The organism is Rhodopirellula sp. SH410 (assembly GCF_055811895.1).
Genome location: NZ_CM147949.1, coordinates 2,457,983 through 2,480,329, shown reverse-complemented (window position 1 = coordinate 2,480,329; position 22,347 = coordinate 2,457,983). Strand labels below are relative to the sequence as shown.

Sequence of the window (22,347 nt, the reverse complement as noted above, 5' to 3'; positions counted from 1 at the left end):
TCAGGTTGCCGTGGCACTCCGGTGCCGCCGGCAGGCTATTGAGCGAGCAACTTCTCGACGGCGGGGACGATGTCGTCTTCGTAGGTGAATCCGCCTGAGTGGCTTGCATCGGTAAATCGCTCGACGATCGAACCCTGCTCATCAAACACCAAAACGGCGGGGAGTGCGTTGATTTTAACACTCTGGAACACCTCTTCGCTTGGTGTTTGAGAAATATAGTTGGGAAAGGTTGCGCCAACGGCCTGCAAGAACATCGTTACTCGCGGTTGGTACGACTTTGCCGGATACTTTTTCCCCCCATAGAAATCAACATTCACGCCGATGGCACGCACGCGATCAGGATACTTCTTTTGCAGTGCGACGAGATGCGGATACTCCTTCAGGCAGGGCACGCAGGCCAACGACCAGAAATCGACCACGGTCACGCTTCCCGTTTTCTTAGTCACAGCATCAATTTCAGTCCACGGTGCTAAGTGAATATCCGGTTTGGCCTCTGGCGATTTCTCTTTTTTCGATTCCGTGCCCACCAACATCACGGAGCGGTCTCGCACACCCGTGGAGCTCGTCGGGGTGGGCTGTAGATCATCGGGCAACTCCATTCCCTTCGGTTTGTCACCATTCGTCTTGCTGGGCTCATTGAGCTGCGCAGGGTCGGGCAGCGGCACGTCATCAGGCAACATCATGCCTGGGTTGACCGGCTCGTCAGGCATCTCCTCATGGGGCGGTGTCGCTTGCCCTGCCGGTGCAACTTCGTCGAGACCCTGCGACTCAGGATTTTCCGCAGGCGGCGTCTCGGACGGAGCGCTACCGCCACAGCCAACGACGAGCGACAATGCCAATGGCAAAGAGGCGGCGAGAAAAAGTTTTTTCATCGAGCGATCCATCGTTTGAACTCGGTTTCAAAAAGGAGAAAAGTAGCGAGGGGTGTCTTAAATGATAAACGATTATGCCCTGGTGTGGCCAACACGTTCGAAGGGAACTGCAGGAACCACTCAAGCAGTGACGGTCATTTTTTTTTCAGCACAAACACGGCGTCCGTGAGGTCTTCGTCGATCGTTCGTTCTTGATCGATGTCACAATCAAAATCGTAAATACCTGCCACTTCAAATACATCGGCAACACTCGCGAGCAACGTCCGGGCTTGCGTTGGGGTGTACAGTCGCAGCGCGAACTCACTGCGAATTCGCTCGACAGTTCCGCTCGGCTTGGTTGCTTTGATCGAAACCCGCAGCGTTTCGAGCCGGCGCCGACGTTGGAAGTCGATCACGCGGAGGGTCACACTGACTTGGGCCCCCGCGTGGGCGGCTTTCCATCGCTCGGTGCAGTCGGGATCTGCGTCCATCGGGATGCAATGAAAACCAAGGATATAGACACCACCTCGTCGTAGCGATGCCGCAACACTTCGCAGATGCCGCTCGGCGGAACTTGCATCTGTCAGGTGTCGAAACGTATTGAACGTACAAAACGCAGCATCGACGAGCGGCCGACAAACGTGCGTTGTCATGTCACCGAGTACCAACTCGGCATCGAGATTGCGTCGCGACAATCGCCGCCGCAGGTATGCGAGCATGGCCGCATTGTTGTCCACCGCAGTGACGTCGAAGCCCTTCGCCGCCATCGCAGCAACCAATCGGCCGCTACCGCACCCCGGTTCATAGAGCCGTTTGGCAGGACGCTTCAGGTACTTTTCAAACACTTCCTGGAAGAAGGCAACCTCGTCCGCGGTCTCGTCTCGAAACACCATGTCGAAGTATTGCGGATGGTCATACCACGAGGTCGACGTCGCGTTCTTGGTCGTACGGGTCGTCATGAAGTCGCCGCCGCACGAGCTTCGAATGCTTCCCAACGCGCGAATGCGGCCTCCAGTTCGGCTTCGGCCTGGTGGAGCACCTTCGAGGTCGCGGCAATTTTTTCTCCGCCGGATTGATAAAAAGCGGGCTCCGCCATTTCACTGTGCAATTGTTCAATCTTGGTTTCGAGCGCCTCGATCTTCGCCGGTAGCGATTTCAGTTCGCGTTGCTCGTTGTAGTTCAATCGCTGGGGCGCCGGACTCGATGCCTTTGCGTCCGCAGCGGTCTTCCCACCGCCACCGGACGGTGACTTGATCTTGGCTTTCGACACCCGCGCCGGCGTCTCCCGCTCGCGATTCGACTTGGCAGCTTCCCACTCGTCGTAGCCACCGTTGTACTCTCGAACCGTCCCCGGTGCTTCGTCGTGTTCAAACACAATGGTGCTGGTCACAACGTTGTTGAGAAATGTACGGTCGTGGCTGACCATCAATAAAGTGCCATCGAAAGCCGCCAGCTGTTCTTCGAGCATTTCCAACGTCTCGGCATCGAGGTCGTTGGTCGGTTCGTCGAGCACGATGACGTTGGCGGGCTGAGTCATCAGCTTGGCGAGCAAGGCCCGGTTGCGTTCACCGCCCGACAGATACTTTACCGGTGTGCGAGCACGCTCGGGAGTGAACAAATAGTCTTGCAGGTAGCCGACGATGTGTTTGGTTTTATCGCCCACGACGACTTTGTCGCTGCCGCCACCGACATTCTCCGTCACGGTTAGTTCCGGATCGAGCGTATCACGGAGTTGGTCGAAGTACGCGATTTTGAGATTCGTGCCGAGTTTGATGTCGCCCTCGGTCGGTTCGAGTCCGCCGAGAATCAATTTCAGTAGCGTCGTCTTGCCAGCCCCGTTGGGACCGATGATCCCGATCTTGTCACCACGCATCACCAGCGTGCTGAAATCGTTCACGATCGGAGCCTCACCATATGCGAATGACACGTTCTCGAGCTTGGCAACGAGTGCCCCCCCGCGTGAGGCGCTTTGCAAGTTCAGTTTCGCGGTCGCTTCGGTGGAGCGACGCTCACCACGCTGCTCTCGCATCGCCTTGAGCGCACGGACACGTCCCTCGTTTCGGGTACGCCGTGCTTTGATGCCTTGCCGAATCCACACTTCTTCCTCAGCGAGGCGTTTGTCAAACAGAGCATTTTGTTTCTCTTCGGCATCGAGCGCATCGGCTTTGCGTTTGAGAAACGTGGGGTAATCGCAGGTCCAATCAAACAGTCGGCCTCGATCGACTTCCCAGATCCGGCTGGCCAGCGATTGCAGAAACGAACGATCGTGAGTGATGAACATCAGCGTTCCAGGCCAGCTGCCTAGAAACTTCTCTAACCACAAGATCGAATGGATATCAAGGTGGTTGGTCGGTTCGTCCAGCAGCAACAAATCCGGCTTCGCGGCGATGGTACGGGCGAGCAGAACGCGTCGTTTCATACCGCTGGAGAGCGACTCAAAAAGCGCGTCCCCGGACAAGGCCATCCGTGACAGGGTTTCCTCAATGAGTTGCTCGATCTCCCAGTCGTCTCTCGTGGTTTTGTCAGCGGGGCCGAGGGAACCAGCGAGACCGGGAATGTCTTCGGCCTTGGCGAACATCAGTTCCTGCACGCTGCCCTGAATGTCTGCGGGCACGTCCTGCGTCAAACGCGCCACACGCAAACTGACGCCCGCGTCCGCGACGACGTTGCCGTGATCGGGCGTGATGTCGCCGGCGAGAATTTTCAACAGGGTGGTTTTGCCCGCACCGTTGCGGCCGAGCAAACCAATTCGATCGCCGCGCCCGATTCGCACGGTGACGTCATCGAGCAATTGTGGGCCGCGAAATCCGATCGAGATATTTTCGAGTGTGATCATACAGAGCTAGTGGAGGTGGTTTTGGTTTTCGTATTGGATTCGGTTTCTTCACGCTGCATCGATTCGCGAAACAGATCCGCGATGACATCTTCGAGCGGCGGGTCTTCGACAACGATATCTTCGATCGCGTGATCGCGTAGCGTTTCAGCGAGCAATCGCGGCACGTCGCCGCGAGGTACCCGGTACTGGATTTTGGGCCAATTCTCGTTGACGATGCTGCCGAGCGTCTTCGGTAAGGTGAGTGATTCCGAAGCGGCGAACTGCAGCGTCACGAGCTTGTCCCCGCTGAATTTATCAACGATTCCCGAGAGCGACCCGTCGTACTGGATCGTTCCCCGTGCGATCACGACGACGCGGCGGCAGAGCGCCGCGATGTCTTTCATGTAATGGCTCGTCAGCAGGATCGTGATCTGACGTTTTTCTTGGTAGTACCGCAGGAATTTTTGAATGTTGTGCTGGGCGATGACATCGAGTCCGATCGTGGGCTCGTCGAGAAACAAGACTTCCGGGTTGTGCAGCAACGCGGCGATCAATTCCATCTTCATGCGTTCCCCGAGGGATAGCTCCCGCACGGGTTGATCGAGCAAGCGTGTGACATCGAGTAGATCGCTCAGTTCATCCAATCGGCTCGAGAATTCAGTGGGGTCGACGCCGTAGATGTGTTGGTGCAGTCGGTAGGACTCGCGTGCCGGCAGGTCCCACCAAAGTTGATTCTTCTGACCCATGACGAGCGCAAATCGGCGACGATATTCGTTTTGCCGCAGCCAAGGAACGTATCCCATCACCGTCGCGGTGCCGCTGGTGGGCTGGATCACCCCAGAGAGCAGTTTCAGCGTCGTCGTTTTCCCAGCTCCATTAGGGCCGAGAAAAGCGACAAACTCACCCTGCTCAACGGTAAGATCGATTCCCTTGACGGCGTGGACGTCCCGATATTCACGGTGAAATAATCCTCGGATGCTACCGCCAAGCCCTTCCTGTTTCTGGTAGACACGGTAATGCTTCGTCAGATCGTTGACTTCGATAATCGGCATCGCTGGCTGCCTGACACGTGAAAATGCCCCATTGTAGCGCCGCGAGCCGAAGTGGGATAGGCTTCCCAATGATTCCTACATTTGCGATCAGTTGACACCGACCGAAATGGACGTGCAGAGCGATCCCCTCGCTTGTGCCGCCGATCCTGACACGCACCGACTGGGGTCCCCATCCCCGGGTGCGACATCGTCATCCGATCGAGGCAGGTGTTCAAGCGTGCAGCCCCGAACGCCTCGCCGAGGAAGTTGGCGGCCCTCATTTCACTTTTCTTTTTTCGAAGCAGGATTGAACCTTAACGCCGCGCAGCGAGCCAGCGATGGCCGCTCGATCGCATTAGCAGCAGGAACAAGAGTGCGAAGAAGTAGAAACCGCACATCAGAGCGAACAAACGAGTGGATTCGGCCTGCGCAACCCGACTGGGAACGCGAACCATCATCCCGACGGCGAGCAACTCAATCGCGAAAATCGGGAGCGTGACGAGCATCAACCCCCACCATCGACTCAGCATGATGGCCAGCATCACGAGCCACAAAAACGCGATCGAAAGGGTCACGACGATCGCTAAACTCGTGAATCCACCGAATCGATCGCCGAATTTCAATGCCGCGCTGCCCAGGGCAATCGTCACCGCGATCCCCAGCAGATGGCCAATGCTACGGCGTATGTTCGGCGACGCGTGCGCGCGGTGAATCCTCTGACGCGTCCACTGCCATGTGATCAACGGGCCCATCACCCCAATCGCAACGACCAACAGCAGGTGGGCGACGACCCCGAATTCTTGCCGTGTGATGATTCCAAAAACGATCATGTTGGCGACCCACGCCAACAACACTGCGATGCGTAGCCCCCGATTCTGCTGATGAACGAGATCTGTATTTTCCAATTCAGGCTGCGCAGGTAGGTCGATGAGCACGGCCCAGGTTCCAATCGAGATCCACGTAGCCACCAAACCGCCCATCGCAATCCCCAAGGGCACCTGCGCTTCGTCGGGCATACTGGAAGCCCCACTTAACATCGCCGCCACGGCTACGCTCAGCGTGAGCGACCACACCGCGAGCCACGCCAATAGGCGTGCGTCGACATGGTCGCGATCAAACGATGAAGTCATTACTCGACGCTCATGCGACGCAGCGACTCAAGCGATTGAAACTCCAACGGCAACTGGCCGTCTTGACGGTTGACAATCTGTTTCAAGATACGCTCATCGGTTTGAACGGTTTGAAACCGAATTTCACCTGAACCAAATAGGACGTGCACTCCGCCGGGATGACGACTGCCGATCGAGCCGACCACCGCTGGTCCGGGTGAGTGGAAGGCGTCGACCGAACTGCGAATCCCGCCACCGACGTTACGCAACGTTGCACGCGTGCCGCTGAGCCAACCGAGATCATCCGGCCAAGACATTTTCTCCGAAACGAACGCCGTATTGGACAAACCATCGGTGATGTCGTCGCGACTGATCGGCTTGTTCAAAATAAACACGCCCAGATCCGTCTCAGCGATCTGTTTTTCAGTGGGATGATGCAGCCCCACGTAACTACTGGCGTTGTCGGGCTCCTGAGTCGCTGAGGGACATTGCACGCCCGGATACCGCAAGGTCAATGCCGGTGCGTTGACCTTGTCGTAAACGCTCACATTTCGATCGATGTGGGAGGCGATCACGGGTTGGTCCATCAGATCGAGCAAACGCCCGAGCCAATTGTTGTGATTTCCTTTGGCAACGCTCTCGATGGGGCCCGTCTCATCCATGGTACCGACGGGAAAGTGCTGCCAGCGATCGTCGTAGCCCTGAATCGCCAACCCGATCGCACTAAGTCGTGACTGGCACATCGCGCGGCGGGACGATTCCCGCATCGATTGCACCGCAGGAGCCGCCATTCCGACGAGCACCCCAATGATCGCGATCACGACCAAGAGTTCAACGAGCGTGAAGGCGTGTCGATGAGTGGACATGGCAGTTGAGAGTGTGAGAGTGGGAGAATTCGTCACTTGTTGTTCACGCGATGCTTAAGGCAGTTCGTCATGGATGCGGCCAACACGTCGTATCGATAGGCCGGGTTCATCATTCTTGTAATGGGTTGCTTGGTACTGGTGCGGTTCGCCATTTGCTTGCGAGACACGCTCGACCACGATCCACTGCTGGGCGGCGGCGTCGAGTGGCAGCCTCAGTTTCGCGTCACCGGAGAAATCCGCTTGCTCCGCCGCATGGATAGCGGACTCGAGAACGACGATCGATTGATGGTGTTGCATCGCGCGACGCTGCTGCGCCGCCCGGCCACTCAGCGATACCGCGAAGGTGCCAACCACCATCGCCAGGACCAACACGAGTATCAACGACACCGAACCGGCGTGCACCTGTTTGCGATGAAGTCGACATCGCTGTTTGCGATGAAGTCGACATCGCTGTTTGCGATGAAGTCGCCATCGCTGATTGGAATGATTGCAGGCAAGCTGCTTATGTGACTTGGGATTCATCGCGACGGCCTCATCGATGCAATGATTCGGACGGGACTTTTTGGACGGTCGGCCGACGTGATCGTCCATTGGACTTGCGAGTCTTCCGCTAGCCACTCGATTGCAATCGTCGCGTCGGTATCAATTCGGTATTGGTCCTGCGACGGGGCGGACGGGTCTGTGGGTGTGGTCTTGCGCCGGATGAGCGATCCATCTTCCGCTCGATAGACGATCTCCGACTCCGGGGACTCGACCGTCAGGACAAGCTGCCTCTCCTTGATTTCAGCATGGGTGGATGCGCGCATATCGCGGCGAACATCGTCGGCGAAGCGACGTATCTCTTGCCGATGCAAAAGGTTTTCTTGGCCCTGCTGGTTACTCGTCTGCGTCAGCGACAGCAACCCGATCGTGCCGCCGAGCAGTGAACCCACCATCGAAAGCACCAACAGCAACTCGATCAAGGTGAACCCGCAGCGGCGATTGTCGCTGATCGCTCCGCGACCAGAACAGTGTCCTGCCAAAGAGTGTCTTGCCGCCCCGTTTCTCACCGGCGAGTGTCTGGCTGCGCAGCGGACCGTATAACGCCCCACGGCTTTCACGGTTCCCACGATCCACGGCCTGCAGGCTCGATAACGACGATAACGTTTCATGAGTCAGCGTCCAGTCGCCACAGGTGATGGACCACCGTTCCACTTTTAGACGCCATTGAAATTTCCACATGCCATCCCGTTGTCGATCCCGACTCGAAGGGGTCGACGCTGACGTCAGCGCCGGACTCCTGCCCGAGCCGATTGGCCGTGTCGGTGAGTTCCGAATTTTCGACGGCGGCGAGTTGCTCGGCGATATTCTCGATCGCGAGTTGGTCGGTCAAACGCTGCATTGCGGTGCGGTCGAAACTCAACCGCGACTGATGCATCTCCAGCGAGATTCCCGTCGCAACGGCAAGGAACGCAAACGCGATGAGCGTTTCGACCAACGTGAAGGCTCGACGGTGTCGGTGATGATTTCGAATTCTCACGACATGTAACCAGTCAATATGCTTAAGAATCGGAAGACCACGACACCGTGAACGAGCACATAGACGCCAACGCCCACCGTCGCGAGCGGCACGAGCCACGCCTTGCGGACGTTCCATAATAACGTTTGGCGGCGGCGGATGTTGTCGACGATTTGCTCGATCGTCTCGGCCAACACGCCATTCTTTTCGGCACTGCTCAGCCAGGCTTGCTCACGAGCAGAGACGAGTTTGGCGCGCCGCAACGATGCCGCGAGGGACGTGCCATTGTCGATCGATTCTTTCGCGATCGCACAGCGCCGCCGAATCCAACGCACACGCGTCGTCGCGGGCGCGAACTGCAGAATATCGCTGGCCGATTGTTGGCTGCGCACGCCATGGGCGATTGTTTGCAGAACGCCACACCGCCAGCGATCGATTGCGAGATTGCCGAACCAGGGCACCCAGCGCACCGTCCACAACGGCAACCGCCGAATAAGAAATGCCGCCAGCAACCAGATCACCAACACGACCACCACGACATTGCCGATCGTGACGGTGACGTCCAGCCCCCAGCCCACCAAACGGCTGGTCGATGAAAACTCGTCTAGTATTTTAGTGAACAGCGGCAACGTGAACGAACGAACCGCCTTGCTGATCAACCACGCTAACAAGACCGTGGCGACGACGTAAACAAACTGCTCCGACACGAGCGCCGATGATTCGGAGGTGTTCTCGCCGCGAGACCTTGCCCCATCATGGGCGAGCGAGTGTCTCGATAAATCACGGGGCCGCTGATCCGCCTCACGCTCACTGGCAGCGGCTGCCGTGATCGCTGCGAGCGCATCGGCGTCCACGGGTAGGTGCGCGCGACGGGCCGCATCGACGATCGATTCACCGCGATTCATACGAGCGGTGAACGCTCGCATTTGCCCAGACAATCGCCCTCGAAATCCGCCCGCCATGGCTTCAACGAGCGCCGGGATCGACACCGTCGTCCCCACCGCCAGTCGCAACCAAGAATTGAGTGATTCGACCTCTTCGCGATATCGCCACCTACCGGCAATCATCAGTGGCCCGATGATCATCACCGCCAGGACGACGGTGATCGGATGCGGCAACCCGATGACCAACGCGAGCAGACCCGCTATCCATAGCGACCATTCGATGGCCCTCAGAATCACGATGAACACCCGCCGCGATGGTCTCACCGCGTATTCGAGTGAGTTTCCCACGATCGCATGCAGAGTCCCCGCCAGCAACAGAATGCCGACGGTAATCGGGATGAAAACTAACTCAGATGCCCCCAAGTCGGATACCCACTGCAACACAGAGTTTCGCGGGGAGAGCATGGTCGTCCAACCCTGCAACACCATATTGGTGATCGTGGCTGCCAACAGCATTCCGAATGCCGCCAAGAAGACGGCGGCCAGCATGCAGGACACCGAGATCGCCTGCGTTGTTCGTTTCACCCGCCGCTGGGCTTGCAGATGGCATTCCTCCGCCGCGTGATGCCAGACGCGCAGGGCATCCGCTTGCGAAATGTCGCTCTGCACGAACGCAATAATCGCAGGCAACGGTTGGTCGCGAATCGGTGAGGACCGCAATACGTTGGCGAGTGATTGCCCCGCCGCGACGCGATCCGCCGAACGGGCCGTCCAGCGCCGCAGATCCGCGTCCCGAACGTTTTGCGACGCGTGTCGAAACGCTTGCTCGAAAGGTTGCGATTGAGCCACCGACTGATACATCGCCTGGCAAAACTCGCCCATCTCAACCGTGCACATGGTCGCTCCGACGCCCGGTAGCGTTCGCATCAGTCGAGCCCCTAGGGGCGGCAGCTTGCCATGGATCAGCAACAGTATCAGCGGATAGACAATCATCGCGGCCACGGCGAGGCCACCATAGCCCCACACGAGGTGGGTCATCCAACTCAGGTCGATTTCGTCGGAGCTCCACCAGCTATCCATCACAATGGCCCCGCCTGCCACGGCGGCAACCGCCATGATCAAGAGCGCTCCGACCGCGAGCGCCGCGATCAAGTATAGGAACCCGGATGTGACCGCTCCGCTGAGTCGGCGACGAGTGGCGTCGCGACCTCGCTGCCAGAGCTGAAACTCTGCCGATTGTCCGATGCTCCATGGCCCGTTCACGGTCTCGGCATCCAGCCCGGAAGCCCGGCCCCGACGATCGTCGTCGACGTCTGCATCACCTTGACTCATGTCCCCACCTCACGGATCACATCGAACAGTGGCGCCAGGATGGCTTGGATTAAGATCAGGATCACCGTGAACATCACCATTGCGGCTCCCCATTTCGGAATGGTTTCGATCCACCATGCACGGCGGCCACGCGACTCGCTCGCATACAGTTCGCTCAATTGTTGCAGGTCATCGGCAAGGGATTGGCGATCACGTCGAGCCGCCACCAGATCGACAAGACACCGGCGAACCGGTTCCGTCACCGACTCAGGCAATGACATCGCCCCGTCGGTTTGGGCGCCGCCGCGAATGTTTGCGATGGCAGGTGCCCAGGCCTCTGCGAATCGAGGTCCCACGACTTCGGCAGCCGCCTCAATCGCCTGGCCGGATTCCGCTTGAGAGTTTCCGAGATCACTAATCTGCATCGCTAACCAGCGACAAAAGATGGCTTGGTCGCCAGCGGTGTCGCCGCGGCGGTCCAACCGTCGCTGCCACCCGTATAGCAAGGCGGCCATGATTCCGACGACCGCGATCGTGATTGCCGTGGCCAGCAAAAAATGTTGTACGAATGATTGCGAGATCTCAATCGCCGTGGGCGAAAACGCCGTCTTGATCAGCTCGGCTTCGGCGAGCGACACCAATACCCACGGGATGACCAGGAACACGACCGTGGCCGCGACCACGATGCTCAGCAGTGGATTGATCACCGCCAGCCCGATTTGTTGGCGTCGTTCGTTCGCTTCGCGGATCAATCGAACCGTCTCGCGCAGAGGTCGCGTCGATCCGGTGCGGGCCATCAATTGCATCGCGCCGCGAATCGGTGCCTGGTACGTTTGCGACAGCGAGGCAATCGCCACGCTGGCGGGTTGCCCCTGTTCCATACGCTCCCGGACGACGCGTGCGGCACGGCTGATCTTGCCCAACGCCGCATCATCGAGATCCGCCAACCCAAGCGTCAATGAGCGTCCCGACGCGGCGATCGCTGAGACTTCATCGAGCAGCATCGCCAACGATTCGTCATCCATCGCCGCAGTGGTTGTGTTCAACGAGTTCATGAAGATCCTCTCAGCACGCGAAACACCTCGGCCGCATCGGTTTGCCCTGCTGCGACCAGTCGTTGTGCCTGATCCGGCAGAGATGCGACGCCTGATTGGGAAGCGATTCTATCAATCTCCGCAGCGGGAAGTGAGTGAACCAATGCATCGAGAACCGCCGCACCGGCCGCCGAACCGTCGAACGTGACCATCTGAGCGATTGGAATTCGTCCATCATAGCCGGTGCCGTGACAGGTATCGCATGGAGTCTCACGGTGTGTTTGCGATGATCCGGCACAGGCGCCGCACGTTCGCCGCAACAAACGTTGACACAGGATACCACGCAACCCGCTCTGAATGGCGAACGTCGGCAGCTGCATTTGCACCAACCGACGCAGCGTCGCGCCGAGAGATCCCGCATGGATTGATGAAAAACAGAGATGCCCGGTCATCGACGCCGCCAAGACGGCCTCGGCGGTCTCGATATCGCGGATCTCGCTGACCAACAACACCTCCGCATCCTGACGTACCGCTGCCCGCATCGCCGCCGCCAACGTCAAACCACTGGCGGGTTCCAATTGACTTTGACTGATCGAATCGATCACCGATTCAATCGGATCTTCGATCGTTAACACACTGCGGCAAAACTCGCCCGCGGCGATTTGCGAAAGGCAGGCGTACAAGGTCGTGGTCTTGCCGCTGCCCGCCGGCCCCGCCACCAACAACCAACCATCCCGCGAATCACAAACAGATTGCAGTTGCGATTGCGTTTCGGCATCGAAGCCGAGTTGATCGAGCTGACGGATGGACTGGCGATCGTCCATGATTCGGATCGCTGCGCGGTTCCCATGCACGGTCGGAAAAATGCCCAAACGCATTTCCCGTGTTTCACCATCATCGCATTGCCACCTCAGCGGCCCCTCCTGCGGCACACCACCACGATAGGACGGCAATCCCGCCAATGCCATCAGCCGCGACACCGGATCGCTCTGGTCACTGCGTGGGAACGAATCGACGTGCTGCAAAACGCCATTGATGCGAAACGAGACATCCCAATTCAGCCGTCTGGGTTGCAGATGCACGTCGCTGGCGCCGCACCGGATCGCCACCGTCAAGCAATCTTTCACCATTGTCGACGCATAGGTCACATCGGTGGGCGACGGTCGGTTGGGAGAAAGTGAAACCGGCATGACTCTTTCCGAAAAGTTTGCGTCATCGGCCCGCTCGACGCTGGGGAGCGTTAAACTGAATCGTAGCCATCGGCATCCTGCCGGTGCTCAAGGACGAGTCGTAGGCTGCTTCGACCTACTCGACATGACTGGATTGCGCGCTCGGGACAATGGTCTCAAGCTACGTCACAGACAACCACCTGAATCACAGAAACATCATGCAACGACTTCGACATCATAACGGATTCACGCTGCTGGAGTTGCTCGTTGTCATGGGCATCATCGGAATTTTGGTAGCGTTGCTGTTGCCCGCCGTCCAAGCGGCGCGTGAAGCGGCGCGGCGGATGAGCTGCAGCAATAATTTCAAGCAGATCTCGCTAGGTGTGGCCCAGTACCATGATGCGTTCGGAAACCTACCGCTACATGGCACGGGCACATTCAGCAACGCCAACGACCCGACCAACACCAACCAATTCCGCCTGAGCTTTCTGGTGTCGATCACACCGTACATGGGGCTGACGCCGATGTGGGAAGCGATCAGCAACGATTACGTGGGGCAGCCACCGGGCATCGGCAGTGGGGCTGATCCCGATGCGATGTATGGCGTTGACGAGTACGCGACCTCCGGAAGTGATGCTAGCGAAGAGCCGACTCACGTCTATCCGCCCATGGGGCCGGCACCCTCACTGGCCCTGTATGAACCGTGGGCGAACGAGGTCGTAACCTACCGTTGTCCCTCAGATCCAGGCCTAGGGATGCCAGCCTTGGGCCGCACCAACTATGCCGCGTGCCTCGGTGACGCGATCGAAGGCTTGGATGAAGGATTGTGGCGATACGAAGCAGCGAAGTGGACGCCCAGTGGTGAGACACTCATGCGAGCGACCGGCCGGGGCATGTTTGTGCCCCGGGCGGTGACCTCATTCAGCGACGTCACCGACGGCCTATCCAGCACGATCATGCTCGGTGAAATCAGCACCGATTTGGGCGACAAAGACAAACGCACAACGCCCTCGATCAACAATGGCTGGTCGCCCGGCGTGCTTGATGATGTCGAGGTGTGCCGTGACCAAACGGATCGGGCGCGGCCGATGTTTTGGCAGGGTATTCAGAATACTCATCTGTCACCTCATAGCTACCAAGGTCGTGGGTATCGCTGGGCCGACTCGCAAGCCCTCATGACCGGCTGCAACACGACGCTTCCCCCCAACGGTGAACTCTGCTTCGGTGGCGATTCCACAACCATCGGCACGCTGACCTTCAGCAGTCGGCACCAGGGCGGATGCCACGTCGCGATGGGCGATGGAGCAATCAAGTTCATGACCGACTCCATCGAATGTGGCTATCGCGAAGCCACGGTCACCGAAAAGGGTCAAGATGAACTCGCCCCCGGCAGCCCCAGCCCGTTCGGTTTGTGGGGAGCCCTGGGCACCCGAGATCAAGGCGAACTGGACGCCTACGACTATTAAGGCTCATCCGATTGAAGCGTGCTTTTTTCGTGCGTGGGGACTCTTTTTCCTAATCAAAGCTACGCAAGATGAACCGACGATTGAGAGGAAAAACAGGGCGTGCGTGCTGCTCTGCAAATTTTTCGACTTCACCGATCTTGGTCTTGTTGATCTTGCTTTCCGATTTCATCACGAACCAGGCAACATCTTCTGAGAAGGGCTCGCTCGTCAACGAACCTTGGTAGTGAAACCAGTTTTGAACGTCCACATCTCCCTCGCACAATTCAGGAAACAATTCCAAGAGCGGGATCTGAACCCCATCGGGCGTCGCAACGCTGCCGTCGCCGTCACCCTGTTTCGGTGAACTCCTCGTCACTTCAAAACTCGACAGCTCATGGATGAGCCGCTCGAGGCCCTTCGTCGGGCTGTCAGGATCGTGCTTGTACAGAATTCCAATGACTACTTTGGCATCGGTATCGTCATCACTGCCCTTGGGCAGATGGAGCAAGTGAACCTCGAAATCACTCGGGGCGTCCGAATCGAGTCGGTGCTCAGAACCCAAATGAATATGCACCTTACGAAGGCAATACGGAACTCCACCAAACTTGATCTCCGGATACGGAGCGTGCAGGACTAAATTGCCGTGCCCCGTACCTGGATTGTCAAAATGCCCCCGTGCATTCTGGCAGGACTGATAACAAATCTTTAAGATCCGCTTGGGATGGCGGACTCGATTTGACTGCCAAGTATCAATTCGAATCGGAGACTGCTGAGTTCCAATCACTGGCATCTTGCTGTCCTCAATGAGAGTGCGTGCGTCGGACATTTGATTTGTCCATGATACCAAGATCCACTCCAACGGGGGGCAAAGGCAGTCTCAATCTAGGGCACTCCTTTGTGCGTGAGCCAGCGGTCGGCTAATCAGTACCTTGAGCTTTGATTTTGCCCCACCACGTTTCTTCGCCGTCGGTGGAGCGGTTCCCGTCGCAGGCCGATCGTTTCGCCACGCTTGATCGGCAGCAGTCGCCCTGAGACGAGCCGGCGAATGTCAAAACGAGCAACGGGTGCTTCATCGTCGAATCAAGGGATGCGGGGCCCTGTTCCGTCCGCTGACGCGGGCTAGGGACTCGCGATTTTAACCTGTGTTCCTGCGGCGGAAACTAAAAACGCCAGCTTCCGAAATCGAAGTCGCTCACCTTTTTGAAGGTGTTTTCGCCAGGTGAGAACGCGGTTGATCTCGCCGGGAAAGAGCTGAAACTCAGGCGTGTCGACTTTCTCGAAGCCATGTTGCCGCAATGAGTCGCTTTGATTGGCCGGGATGGCGGTGCTGAGAGACATGACGAATACTTCGCCCGCCTTCGTGCATTCCACTTCATAGCCTTCGATGCTGGTTCGCAGGAAGTCGCGACCGATCAAGAAGTCGGGAGCTTCGGTGAGCGTGTACTCTCGGTCCGTGAACAGTTTCACGCCCGGTTTCAGCACGGCCGGTGGTTCGATCGGCACAGGGATCGGTTTACGTTCCCGGCCCGCTTGCGAGGCGAACTCACCAACGGCTTCCAATTTCCCGAACGTGATGCGTTCCTTTCGCGTGGGCGATGTGTCGCCCTGCGTCACACACAACCAGATTTCACCGTCGTGTTCGCAGAAGGCGGGATACTGAAACGAATGCGGCGTCTCAAAGCGATATTTCCGCTGCCACGTTTTGCCATCACGCGAAACGTCGATGTTGAAGACGCTGCGGCTCACGCCATGGATGCGTGTGGCTTCTTGCCAGCCCAGATAGTAAACATCACCGAACTTGTCGAATGTCGGCTTCGAGTTCCCGCCCTTGGTAACCACCGGGAGCTCGGCACCGCTGCTCCAATGCTTTCCATCTTCGCTGGTGGTGAAGTGATAATTACCGGCGTCATTGCGGCAGATTGCCATCCACGTGCCATCGGGTAGTCGGTTCACCGCCGACTCACTCAATTGGGCTGATGGGGGATCGTTGTAGTGGCCCATGATTTCGAAGGTCGCGAGGTCATCGTGTACCAACGCCAACGCGTTCTGCTTGCCCGGAAAGTTATTGATCGCGACATACGTCTGTCCATCAAACTCTTTGAACGAATCGAAAAGATAGAGACCGAAGTCTCTGGCCGGTTTCGCAAACCCCTGCGCGACGGCATCGGCGTGAAAGTACTGCGGTTGCATGTCGAAGGTACCCGCTGCCGTTTTCAGCTTCGCTTTGTGAATCATCGGAGCGAATTCACGTGTCGTCAGGTCAAAGTCGCGGAACCAGGTCTGTGACTGCCGTGCCCCCGGATGCTCGCTGGCGAAATAGCACCGCAGCGTTGTCGGATCTTTTTGCAGAATACGCGGTACAAAACACGCGCCAGCAGGCAGCGTGTGATTCTCGAAGACTTGCCCGCTACGAGCCAGCGGGATGACCGCCTCCACTGCCAGCGTATCGAGATTGACGATGGACATCGCACTGTAGATCTCTGGCCGACCGGCGCTCTCACCGGATTTGACGTCATTCACTTCGGCCACAATGTATGCGTGCCGATCGACAATGACCAACTCCGCATCATGCGCCCCTTTTACCTGTGGGGCTGTGACGTTGACTAACCGCTCGAGCACTTCATCGCCCGCCAATGCTGGATCCCAGTGCCCCGGTACGTATTCATCAGCAACGCACTGCTTATCCCTGGCAACGCCGAGGAATGTGATTGCCAACAACGGTAACAGGACAAGCGCCGTTGGGCTGCTGAGACTCAACAAATCGGATCGCATCAAGGGTGATTTCACGGGTGAAGTTCAAGAGGTGTGGGGACAACGTTCATGGGTGGGCGAGGGACGTTGGCGTGTTCGTGTGCAGATCGAGATCATCAATCCAGACGACCGAGTCGGCATCCGCCTGACTGACAAAACCGAGCCAGTCGAGCGTACGCCATTCGGGGCTTCCGTTGGGCAGGTTCGCAAACCGCTGCGGTTCGGCCTCAGGGAGTGTCACGACGAGGTCCCATGCTCCGGCGGCGTCGCCGAGCGGGGCCGTGACTTCGATCTCAATCCATTGGTCTTCTGGCAGGGTGAGTAGCTCACGATTGGCCGCGCGCAGTCTACCATTTTCGATCCACAGTGACGGCCCCACACGATACGGCTGCGAACGGTCTCGCCACTCGTGTTGAAACACAGCCCCGGCTCCGAATTTGATCGCGAAGGTACAGCGGCTAACGCCTTCCGCATGCGCGGGAGAAACGACGAACATCGGGAAATAGGAACGTGACAAGTCCGACGCATCGGTCATCCGCAACGCATACTTGCCCGAGCGTGCGTCGTCCGTTTCCACAACCTCGATGCCGGGTCGGTCCGCGTCCTGACTGATCGAACTGGCGACGGGCATCTCACCGGCTTCGAAGTCCTCGAGAAAGGCCAGCACGGGCGTCGGTGGAGGCTGTTTCATTTCGGGAAACTTCAGCCGCTCGGCTTTTGCGACCCATTGCCGATCGCCATACACGCCCGCTTTCGAGGAATCGAAGGGCACGAAGCCGATCTTCCAGGCAGGCGAGTCTTTCTGGAGTCGAAAGTCATCGTGCGCCGCGTCGACGAACAGCGGATCGGCCACAATCGACCCCGCGTCTTTGCCAGTCGCCTGCCACTCCGCGAAGGTCATTCCGCCGAAGTCAATCGGTTCTCCGTTGCGATGCCAATAGAGGTTGTGATCGAGCTTCACGTTGTCGTCCGCCCACGAGCCGTGGAAGAGCTCGCCGGTATCCCACACGACGATGTTTCTCTCCAGCGTGAATGACAGATGGTCTTCGACACGGGTCCGTCTGATTTGGTACTCACGGGAATAGGCCAGGATGTTATTGCGAATGATATTTTCGCGACCGTAATGCTGGTGATATCCGCCGGACTTGGTGCGGTAGACAAGATTGTTTTCCATCACGATGCCAGTGCTGCCTTCATCGTTGTAGAGTCCCCATCCGCCGTAGCCCCATGCCAAGATATCGTGAATCACGTTGTGACTGACGCTGGTGCCGGCGGACGGCCCGAGCGTGTAGACGCCGCCCATGTCGCTGAGCCATCCCAAGCCGAGATGGTGGATGTGGTTGAACTCGATACGGTTTCGGGCCGCGAGACTCTCCGCATACCCCCACCGCCAGCCGACCGAGACGCCGGTGTAGTAGAGATCGGCGATCTCGTTGTGGGTCACGACATTGTCACCGGAGTGTCCGATCCAAACGCCCACGGCGCACGGAAAAATACGACCACCGTGCCGGATGAAGTTATTGTCGATCGTGACGTGGCTCGTTCGCTCATTTTCTTGGGCGGCGATCCCCATTTCGCCGACGCGGATCCCCCCCGCCCCGAGATCATGAAGATCGCAATGGGTGACCTCGCAATCGCGGCAGCCTTTTCGAAACCACACGCCATAAGAAGCAACATGGCCGATTTCGCAATCGTCAAAAGTGATGTCGCGGGCGCCGTCGACCTGCACCGCAGCCTCAATCGAAGCCGCCGCTTGCGTGGGTTCAAAACCTTCCGGCGGTGTTTGCCAACCGGTATGCTCAAATGCGAAGCCGCGAAACGTCAGGTGCTCAACCAGTTTCCCGGCCGCGGGATCACCGGCGATTTCGATCAGTCTGTCGGCGACCGGTGCGGTCACGATTGTCGTTTCAGGCCGCTCACCGGGTCGCGGGAGGTAGTGCAGTACGCCGCCCTCGTCGAGGAACCATTCGCCCGGTTCGTCCATCGCCGTGCGATAATTCTCGAGCACGTAAGCGGTGTTTCGGGTCAGCGGGTTCCACGTTTTCATCTGCCTCCCTGAGATGAAGAGTTTGCCGGCCTCGACATCGATATCATCGAGGAACTTCCTGGTGTTGTCCCACTTGTGAAACAACAGGATCTGGGCACTTTTGCGTTCGGCGGCGGGCAGGTCACGCAGTGTCGAGAGATCATCGGGGGCAGCGTAGAGCGTCTGACGAGCGACGGGCCCGCGTTTGGGCCCGTCCGTTTTTTCCATCGTTTCCCGTGACCTGCGCAGGTAGTAGAAAAACGCATCCGGCTCGCGGGCTCGAATGGCTCGGCGACCGTTCACCCACAGCTGTTCGAACTGCCACTGCGGGTCCACATTCGCGGTCCAGGTTCCATCCGGCTGCACTTCGAAGCCGTCGATCACTTTCCCACCTGAGATGACCGGACGTGCGCCCGTCGCCGCTTCGTAGATCACCGGTGCTGCCGCCGTTCCAGAATCTTCGGGCGTAAAGACGATCGCCGTGGTGATTGGATAAACGCCCTCGGCGACCACCACCCGGACGGCTTCATCACCCGGGCCTTTGCGAATCTCGTCGCGTGCCTCGGCGATCGAATGCAGCGGTCCGGCTGGGGAAACGCTCAAAATCCGCTCGGCGCAGGCCGTGCTTCCCTGCCACATGAATACCGACAACCAGGCGAATAAAAACAGTGACGGGGTGTCACCATGACGACGAGGGATCTTTGGCATTTCAGTTACTTTCCTAGATTCGTTAGCGGCAGTCGCTCGCGTGAGTGGGTTTCCGCCAACCATCATACCACTTGCGAAAGCAGGTGTCTGACGACGCCGAAATCAGGCTCAGAATTGCGCATGATGATGCCTCGCCCCGTTCCGTAAAGACGGCATCCGATCGGGCAGTACCGGGCGGTGCAGTCACGAACTACGAAAACTACCGTAGACGATGTTATTTGATTCTGATACAGAGTGATGACCGTGTTGTTCCCAACCCGATCCAACCAATCCGAACGGACTCTGGCATGCGTCGTTTCACGATTCTTTTCGCATCTCTCGCCGTCGTGTGCGTCAATGCGCCACTCCCTGGTTTCGCTCAGCAAACCACGGCGAATGATCACTCGTTTCAGCCAGGGGACGTTCAAACGGAGGCCAGTCGCGTTTTCGTCTTTGTCGAAAAGACCGGCCTCGGACATCAACATGGCGTGGAGGCGAAACTGTCCGCGAGCACCCTCGTGCTGGGGGCGACCGAGGACGCCGGTCGACTCGTCTTCGACATGAAATCGTTCGACGCCGATACGCCGAACGCTCGCAAGTTTGTCGGTTTGACTGGCACGACGGCCGCGGACACTCGCTCGGCAGTCAACGCGAACATGAAAGGCTCAGCGGTCTTGAACGTCGACCAGTATCCAACCGCGACCTTTGAAGTGGCGTCCGCGAAAGCCACGGGCCAGAGCAGCAGCAAGGGGTTACCCGTCTACCAACTCGATGGGCAATTCACGCTCCATGGAACGACGCGTCCACTGACGGTTCGGGTGGAAGTGGAACAGGATCGGGGATGGTTACATGTTCGTGGCAACTTCACGATCAAGCAAACCAGCTTCGGCATCACGCCATACTCGAAAGCATTCGGGGCGATCGGTGTTGCCGACGAACTGAAAATCTATGGCAATTTGTTTGTTGCTCCGACCCCAAACGTCGCCTTGAGTGACATCCCAACTCGCCAGTAACCATCAACACATCTCACGCACGCATCGAGTCCCCCTATCATGATCACAGTCGACGGAGTTGAAAAAAGCTCGATTCGCAGTCACTACCAACTCGGCACGCTGTTCTATCGCTTGCTGTGGGGACCACACATCCACCACGGGCTGTGGAGTGGTGACGAATCGGCGTCGGTAGCTCAGCGTCAGTTGACCGACACGCTCGCAGACCTTGCGGAAATTAGGTCGGGGCAACAATTGGTTGACATTGGCTGTGGGATGGGTGGCTCATCGATTCGGCTCGCCAAACTGCGTGGTGTCCAGGCGACGGGCGTGACACTCAGTCCCGTGCAGGCTCGATGGGCATCGATGTCGTCTCTTCTGAATCGAGTCAGCTCGCAGACTCGATTCATGACACACGACGCGGAAACGGTCGAGTTCGATGCCGAATCGTTTGACATCGTTTGGAGCGTCGAGTGCACCGAACACCTCTTTGACAAACCCAAGTTTTTTCAGCGTGCCACGGAGTGGCTTCGGCCTGGCGGACGCATGGCGATTTGCGTTTGGTTCGAGGGCGAAGATACCAGTCGGTCGGACCATCGCGCCCAGTGTGAGGAAGTTTGCGAGCGATTTGTGTGCCCCTCGTTGGCGACACGCGACGACTACGCTGGTTGGATGACCGACCAAGGCTTGACGATTCGACACAATGTCGACTGGACCGACCGAGTCGCGAAGACCTGGGAGATTTGCAAACAACGCGTTCAGCGAACCGGGGTTCGGCACATCGCCAAACGACTCGATCGGGAACAAGTTGATTTTATCGACGGTTTCGATGCGCTGTTGAACGCCTACCGCAGCGGCGCGATGCAGTACGGAGCGATCGTCGCCGAAAAACCGCTCACCACTACTTAAAAACGAGCGAAAAATAAGTGGCCGAACGCTCCGCGGTCGGAATGGTCGACCGCGGAGCGTTCGGCCACCAGATCAGACAGTCATTTCCCGCTCGTTCCTTAGATTGAGAAACCGTCGTATGGATGCGTCGTTCAAACTGCCAGCTGTCAACGTCAAGGCGGCCGAGCCCAATACCTGCGAGTCGCGTTTCCCCCGCGTCGCGGGCATCGCCTATGGATTCGGCAACCAGATTCTGTTCGTGATCACGGTGTGGTACCTGTTCTGGTTCATGCGTGATGGAGCGATCAGTCAATCGCACAGCCAATGGGTACTACGAGACTGCGGCCTCGCGATCTTGTTTGCGATTTCGCATAGCCTGATGCTGGTTCCGAAAACACGTAAAACCTTGACGACATGGATCCCCCAGGCGTTTTATGACAGCACGTTTTGCATCGTCACGTGCGTCAGCCTGCTGATGCTGTTCTTCGGATGGCGAAGTAGCGAGACGGTTCTCTGGGTCACAACCGGAACGACCGCAGCGATCATCCGAGCTTGTTTCTATCTCTCCTGGGGCGCGTTGTTCTACTCGCTGGCGCTAACCGGTCTCGGCTATCAAAATGGATGGACGCCGTTCTACTACTGGCTTCGCCGGCAAAAGGCACCGCGTCGTGAGTTTCGACCGCGTGGCGCCTACAAACTCATTCGTCATCCTGTCTATTTGAGTTTCCTCGGCTTGGTCTGGTTCACTCCGCGAATGACGCTCGATCACGCTGTGCTGACGGCGATCTGGACGGCCTATATTTTCTATGGCAGCTTCCTAAAAGATCGTCGTCTCGAACGGTTTATCGGCGAGCCGTACAAGCAATACGAAAGTCAGGTTGCAGGTTATCCACTGATCGCGCACGGACCGCTGGGGAAGAAGACGGTGCCCTGTGAATCCACCCCGGGCACACGGGTCGCAGCGTGATCGGCACCGTCGCCCCGGATCGGCAC

The 22,347-nt window shown here is 58.0% G+C and carries 19 protein-coding genes; 4 read left to right on the top strand and 15 right to left on the bottom strand.

The annotated features are described in order from the left end of the window. Positions 1-35: 35 nt before the first annotated feature. The 12 genes from SH410x_RS09215 to SH410x_RS09160 all read right to left on the bottom strand — a co-directional run bounded on the left by SH410x_RS09215 (position 36) and on the right by SH410x_RS09160 (position 12,589). On the bottom strand, positions 36-872 hold the full coding sequence (locus SH410x_RS09215) for a TlpA family protein disulfide reductase (RefSeq protein WP_473676215.1): 837 nt from the start codon (positions 870-872) through the stop codon (positions 36-38). Between the two features lie 134 nt (positions 873-1,006). Next, positions 1,007-1,810, bottom strand: coding sequence for a class I SAM-dependent methyltransferase (locus SH410x_RS09210; RefSeq protein WP_473676214.1), 804 nt, complete (start codon positions 1,808-1,810; stop codon positions 1,007-1,009). After that, the gene (locus SH410x_RS09205) at positions 1,807-3,687 is read right to left on the bottom strand and encodes an ATP-binding cassette domain-containing protein (RefSeq protein ID WP_473676213.1); all 1,881 of its coding nucleotides are present in this window, start codon (positions 3,685-3,687) and stop codon (positions 1,807-1,809) included. The genes SH410x_RS09210 and SH410x_RS09205 overlap by 4 nt, the downstream gene beginning before the upstream one ends. Further along, a complete protein-coding gene (locus tag SH410x_RS09200) occupies positions 3,684-4,718 on the bottom strand; it encodes an ABC transporter ATP-binding protein (protein WP_473676212.1) in 1,035 nt (344 codons plus the stop codon). Before SH410x_RS09200 ends, SH410x_RS09205 begins: the two co-directional genes overlap by 4 nt. Before the next feature lie 293 nt (positions 4,719-5,011). Then, positions 5,012-5,827 (bottom strand): hypothetical protein, encoded by an 816-nt coding sequence (locus SH410x_RS09195; protein WP_473676211.1) that lies wholly within the window; start codon positions 5,825-5,827, stop codon positions 5,012-5,014. Further along, positions 5,827-6,672, bottom strand: coding sequence for a DUF1559 family PulG-like putative transporter (locus SH410x_RS09190; protein ID WP_473676210.1), 846 nt, complete (start codon positions 6,670-6,672; stop codon positions 5,827-5,829). Before SH410x_RS09190 ends, SH410x_RS09195 begins: the two co-directional genes overlap by 1 nt. A gap of 54 nt (positions 6,673-6,726) precedes the next feature. Further along, a complete protein-coding gene (locus tag SH410x_RS09185; protein ID WP_473676209.1) occupies positions 6,727-7,194 on the bottom strand; it encodes a hypothetical protein in 468 nt (155 codons plus the stop codon). Continuing rightward, a complete protein-coding gene (locus SH410x_RS09180; protein ID WP_473676208.1) occupies positions 7,191-7,823 on the bottom strand; it encodes a prepilin-type N-terminal cleavage/methylation domain-containing protein in 633 nt (210 codons plus the stop codon). The genes SH410x_RS09185 and SH410x_RS09180 overlap by 4 nt, the downstream gene beginning before the upstream one ends. Continuing rightward, entirely contained in the window at positions 7,820-8,191 is a 372-nt protein-coding gene (locus SH410x_RS09175) for a type IV pilus modification PilV family protein (RefSeq protein ID WP_473676207.1), read from the bottom strand. Before SH410x_RS09175 ends, SH410x_RS09180 begins: the two co-directional genes overlap by 4 nt. Next, entirely contained in the window at positions 8,188-10,386 is a 2,199-nt protein-coding gene (locus SH410x_RS09170; protein WP_473676206.1) for a type II secretion system F family protein, read from the bottom strand. Before SH410x_RS09170 ends, SH410x_RS09175 begins: the two co-directional genes overlap by 4 nt. Then, positions 10,383-11,420, bottom strand: coding sequence for a type II secretion system F family protein (locus SH410x_RS09165; RefSeq protein ID WP_473676205.1), 1,038 nt, complete (start codon positions 11,418-11,420; stop codon positions 10,383-10,385). Before SH410x_RS09165 ends, SH410x_RS09170 begins: the two co-directional genes overlap by 4 nt. Beyond that, positions 11,417-12,589 carry a GspE/PulE family protein gene (locus SH410x_RS09160; protein ID WP_473676204.1) on the bottom strand — a complete coding sequence of 391 codons (1,173 nt, stop codon included), beginning with the start codon at positions 12,587-12,589 and terminating at the stop codon, positions 11,417-11,419. Before SH410x_RS09160 ends, SH410x_RS09165 begins: the two co-directional genes overlap by 4 nt. A gap of 197 nt (positions 12,590-12,786) precedes the next feature. On the opposite strand from SH410x_RS09160, the gene SH410x_RS09155 reads away from it, so the two are divergent. Further along, on the top strand, positions 12,787-14,034 hold the full coding sequence (locus tag SH410x_RS09155; protein WP_473676203.1) for a DUF1559 family PulG-like putative transporter: 1,248 nt from the start codon (positions 12,787-12,789) through the stop codon (positions 14,032-14,034). A 49-nt stretch (positions 14,035-14,083) separates the two neighbouring features. On the opposite strand, the gene SH410x_RS09150 is transcribed toward SH410x_RS09155, so the two are convergent. From SH410x_RS09150 to SH410x_RS09140, 3 genes are all read right to left on the bottom strand, one after another. Beyond that, complete coding sequence (locus SH410x_RS09150) at positions 14,084-14,839, bottom strand: carbonic anhydrase family protein (protein ID WP_473676202.1); 756 nt, start codon at positions 14,837-14,839, stop codon at positions 14,084-14,086. A gap of 293 nt (positions 14,840-15,132) precedes the next feature. After that, complete coding sequence (locus SH410x_RS09145; RefSeq protein WP_473676201.1) at positions 15,133-16,800, bottom strand: sialidase family protein; 1,668 nt, start codon at positions 16,798-16,800, stop codon at positions 15,133-15,135. A 31-nt stretch (positions 16,801-16,831) separates the two neighbouring features. Next, a complete protein-coding gene (locus tag SH410x_RS09140) occupies positions 16,832-19,498 on the bottom strand; it encodes a right-handed parallel beta-helix repeat-containing protein (RefSeq protein WP_473676200.1) in 2,667 nt (888 codons plus the stop codon). 287 nt (positions 19,499-19,785) lie between these two features. On the opposite strand from SH410x_RS09140, the gene SH410x_RS09135 reads away from it, so the two are divergent. The 3 genes from SH410x_RS09135 (at position 19,786) to SH410x_RS09125 (ending at position 22,321) form a co-directional block, all read left to right on the top strand. Continuing rightward, positions 19,786-20,490: a YceI family protein gene (locus tag SH410x_RS09135; RefSeq protein WP_473676199.1), complete on the top strand. Its 705-nt coding sequence runs from the start codon at positions 19,786-19,788 to the stop codon at positions 20,488-20,490. A gap of 39 nt (positions 20,491-20,529) precedes the next feature. Continuing rightward, positions 20,530-21,375 (top strand): class I SAM-dependent methyltransferase, encoded by an 846-nt coding sequence (locus tag SH410x_RS09130; RefSeq protein ID WP_473676198.1) that lies wholly within the window; start codon positions 20,530-20,532, stop codon positions 21,373-21,375. Between the two features lie 118 nt (positions 21,376-21,493). Next, entirely contained in the window at positions 21,494-22,321 is an 828-nt protein-coding gene (locus SH410x_RS09125; RefSeq protein ID WP_473676197.1) for a methyltransferase family protein, read from the top strand. Positions 22,322-22,347 lie beyond the last annotated feature (26 nt).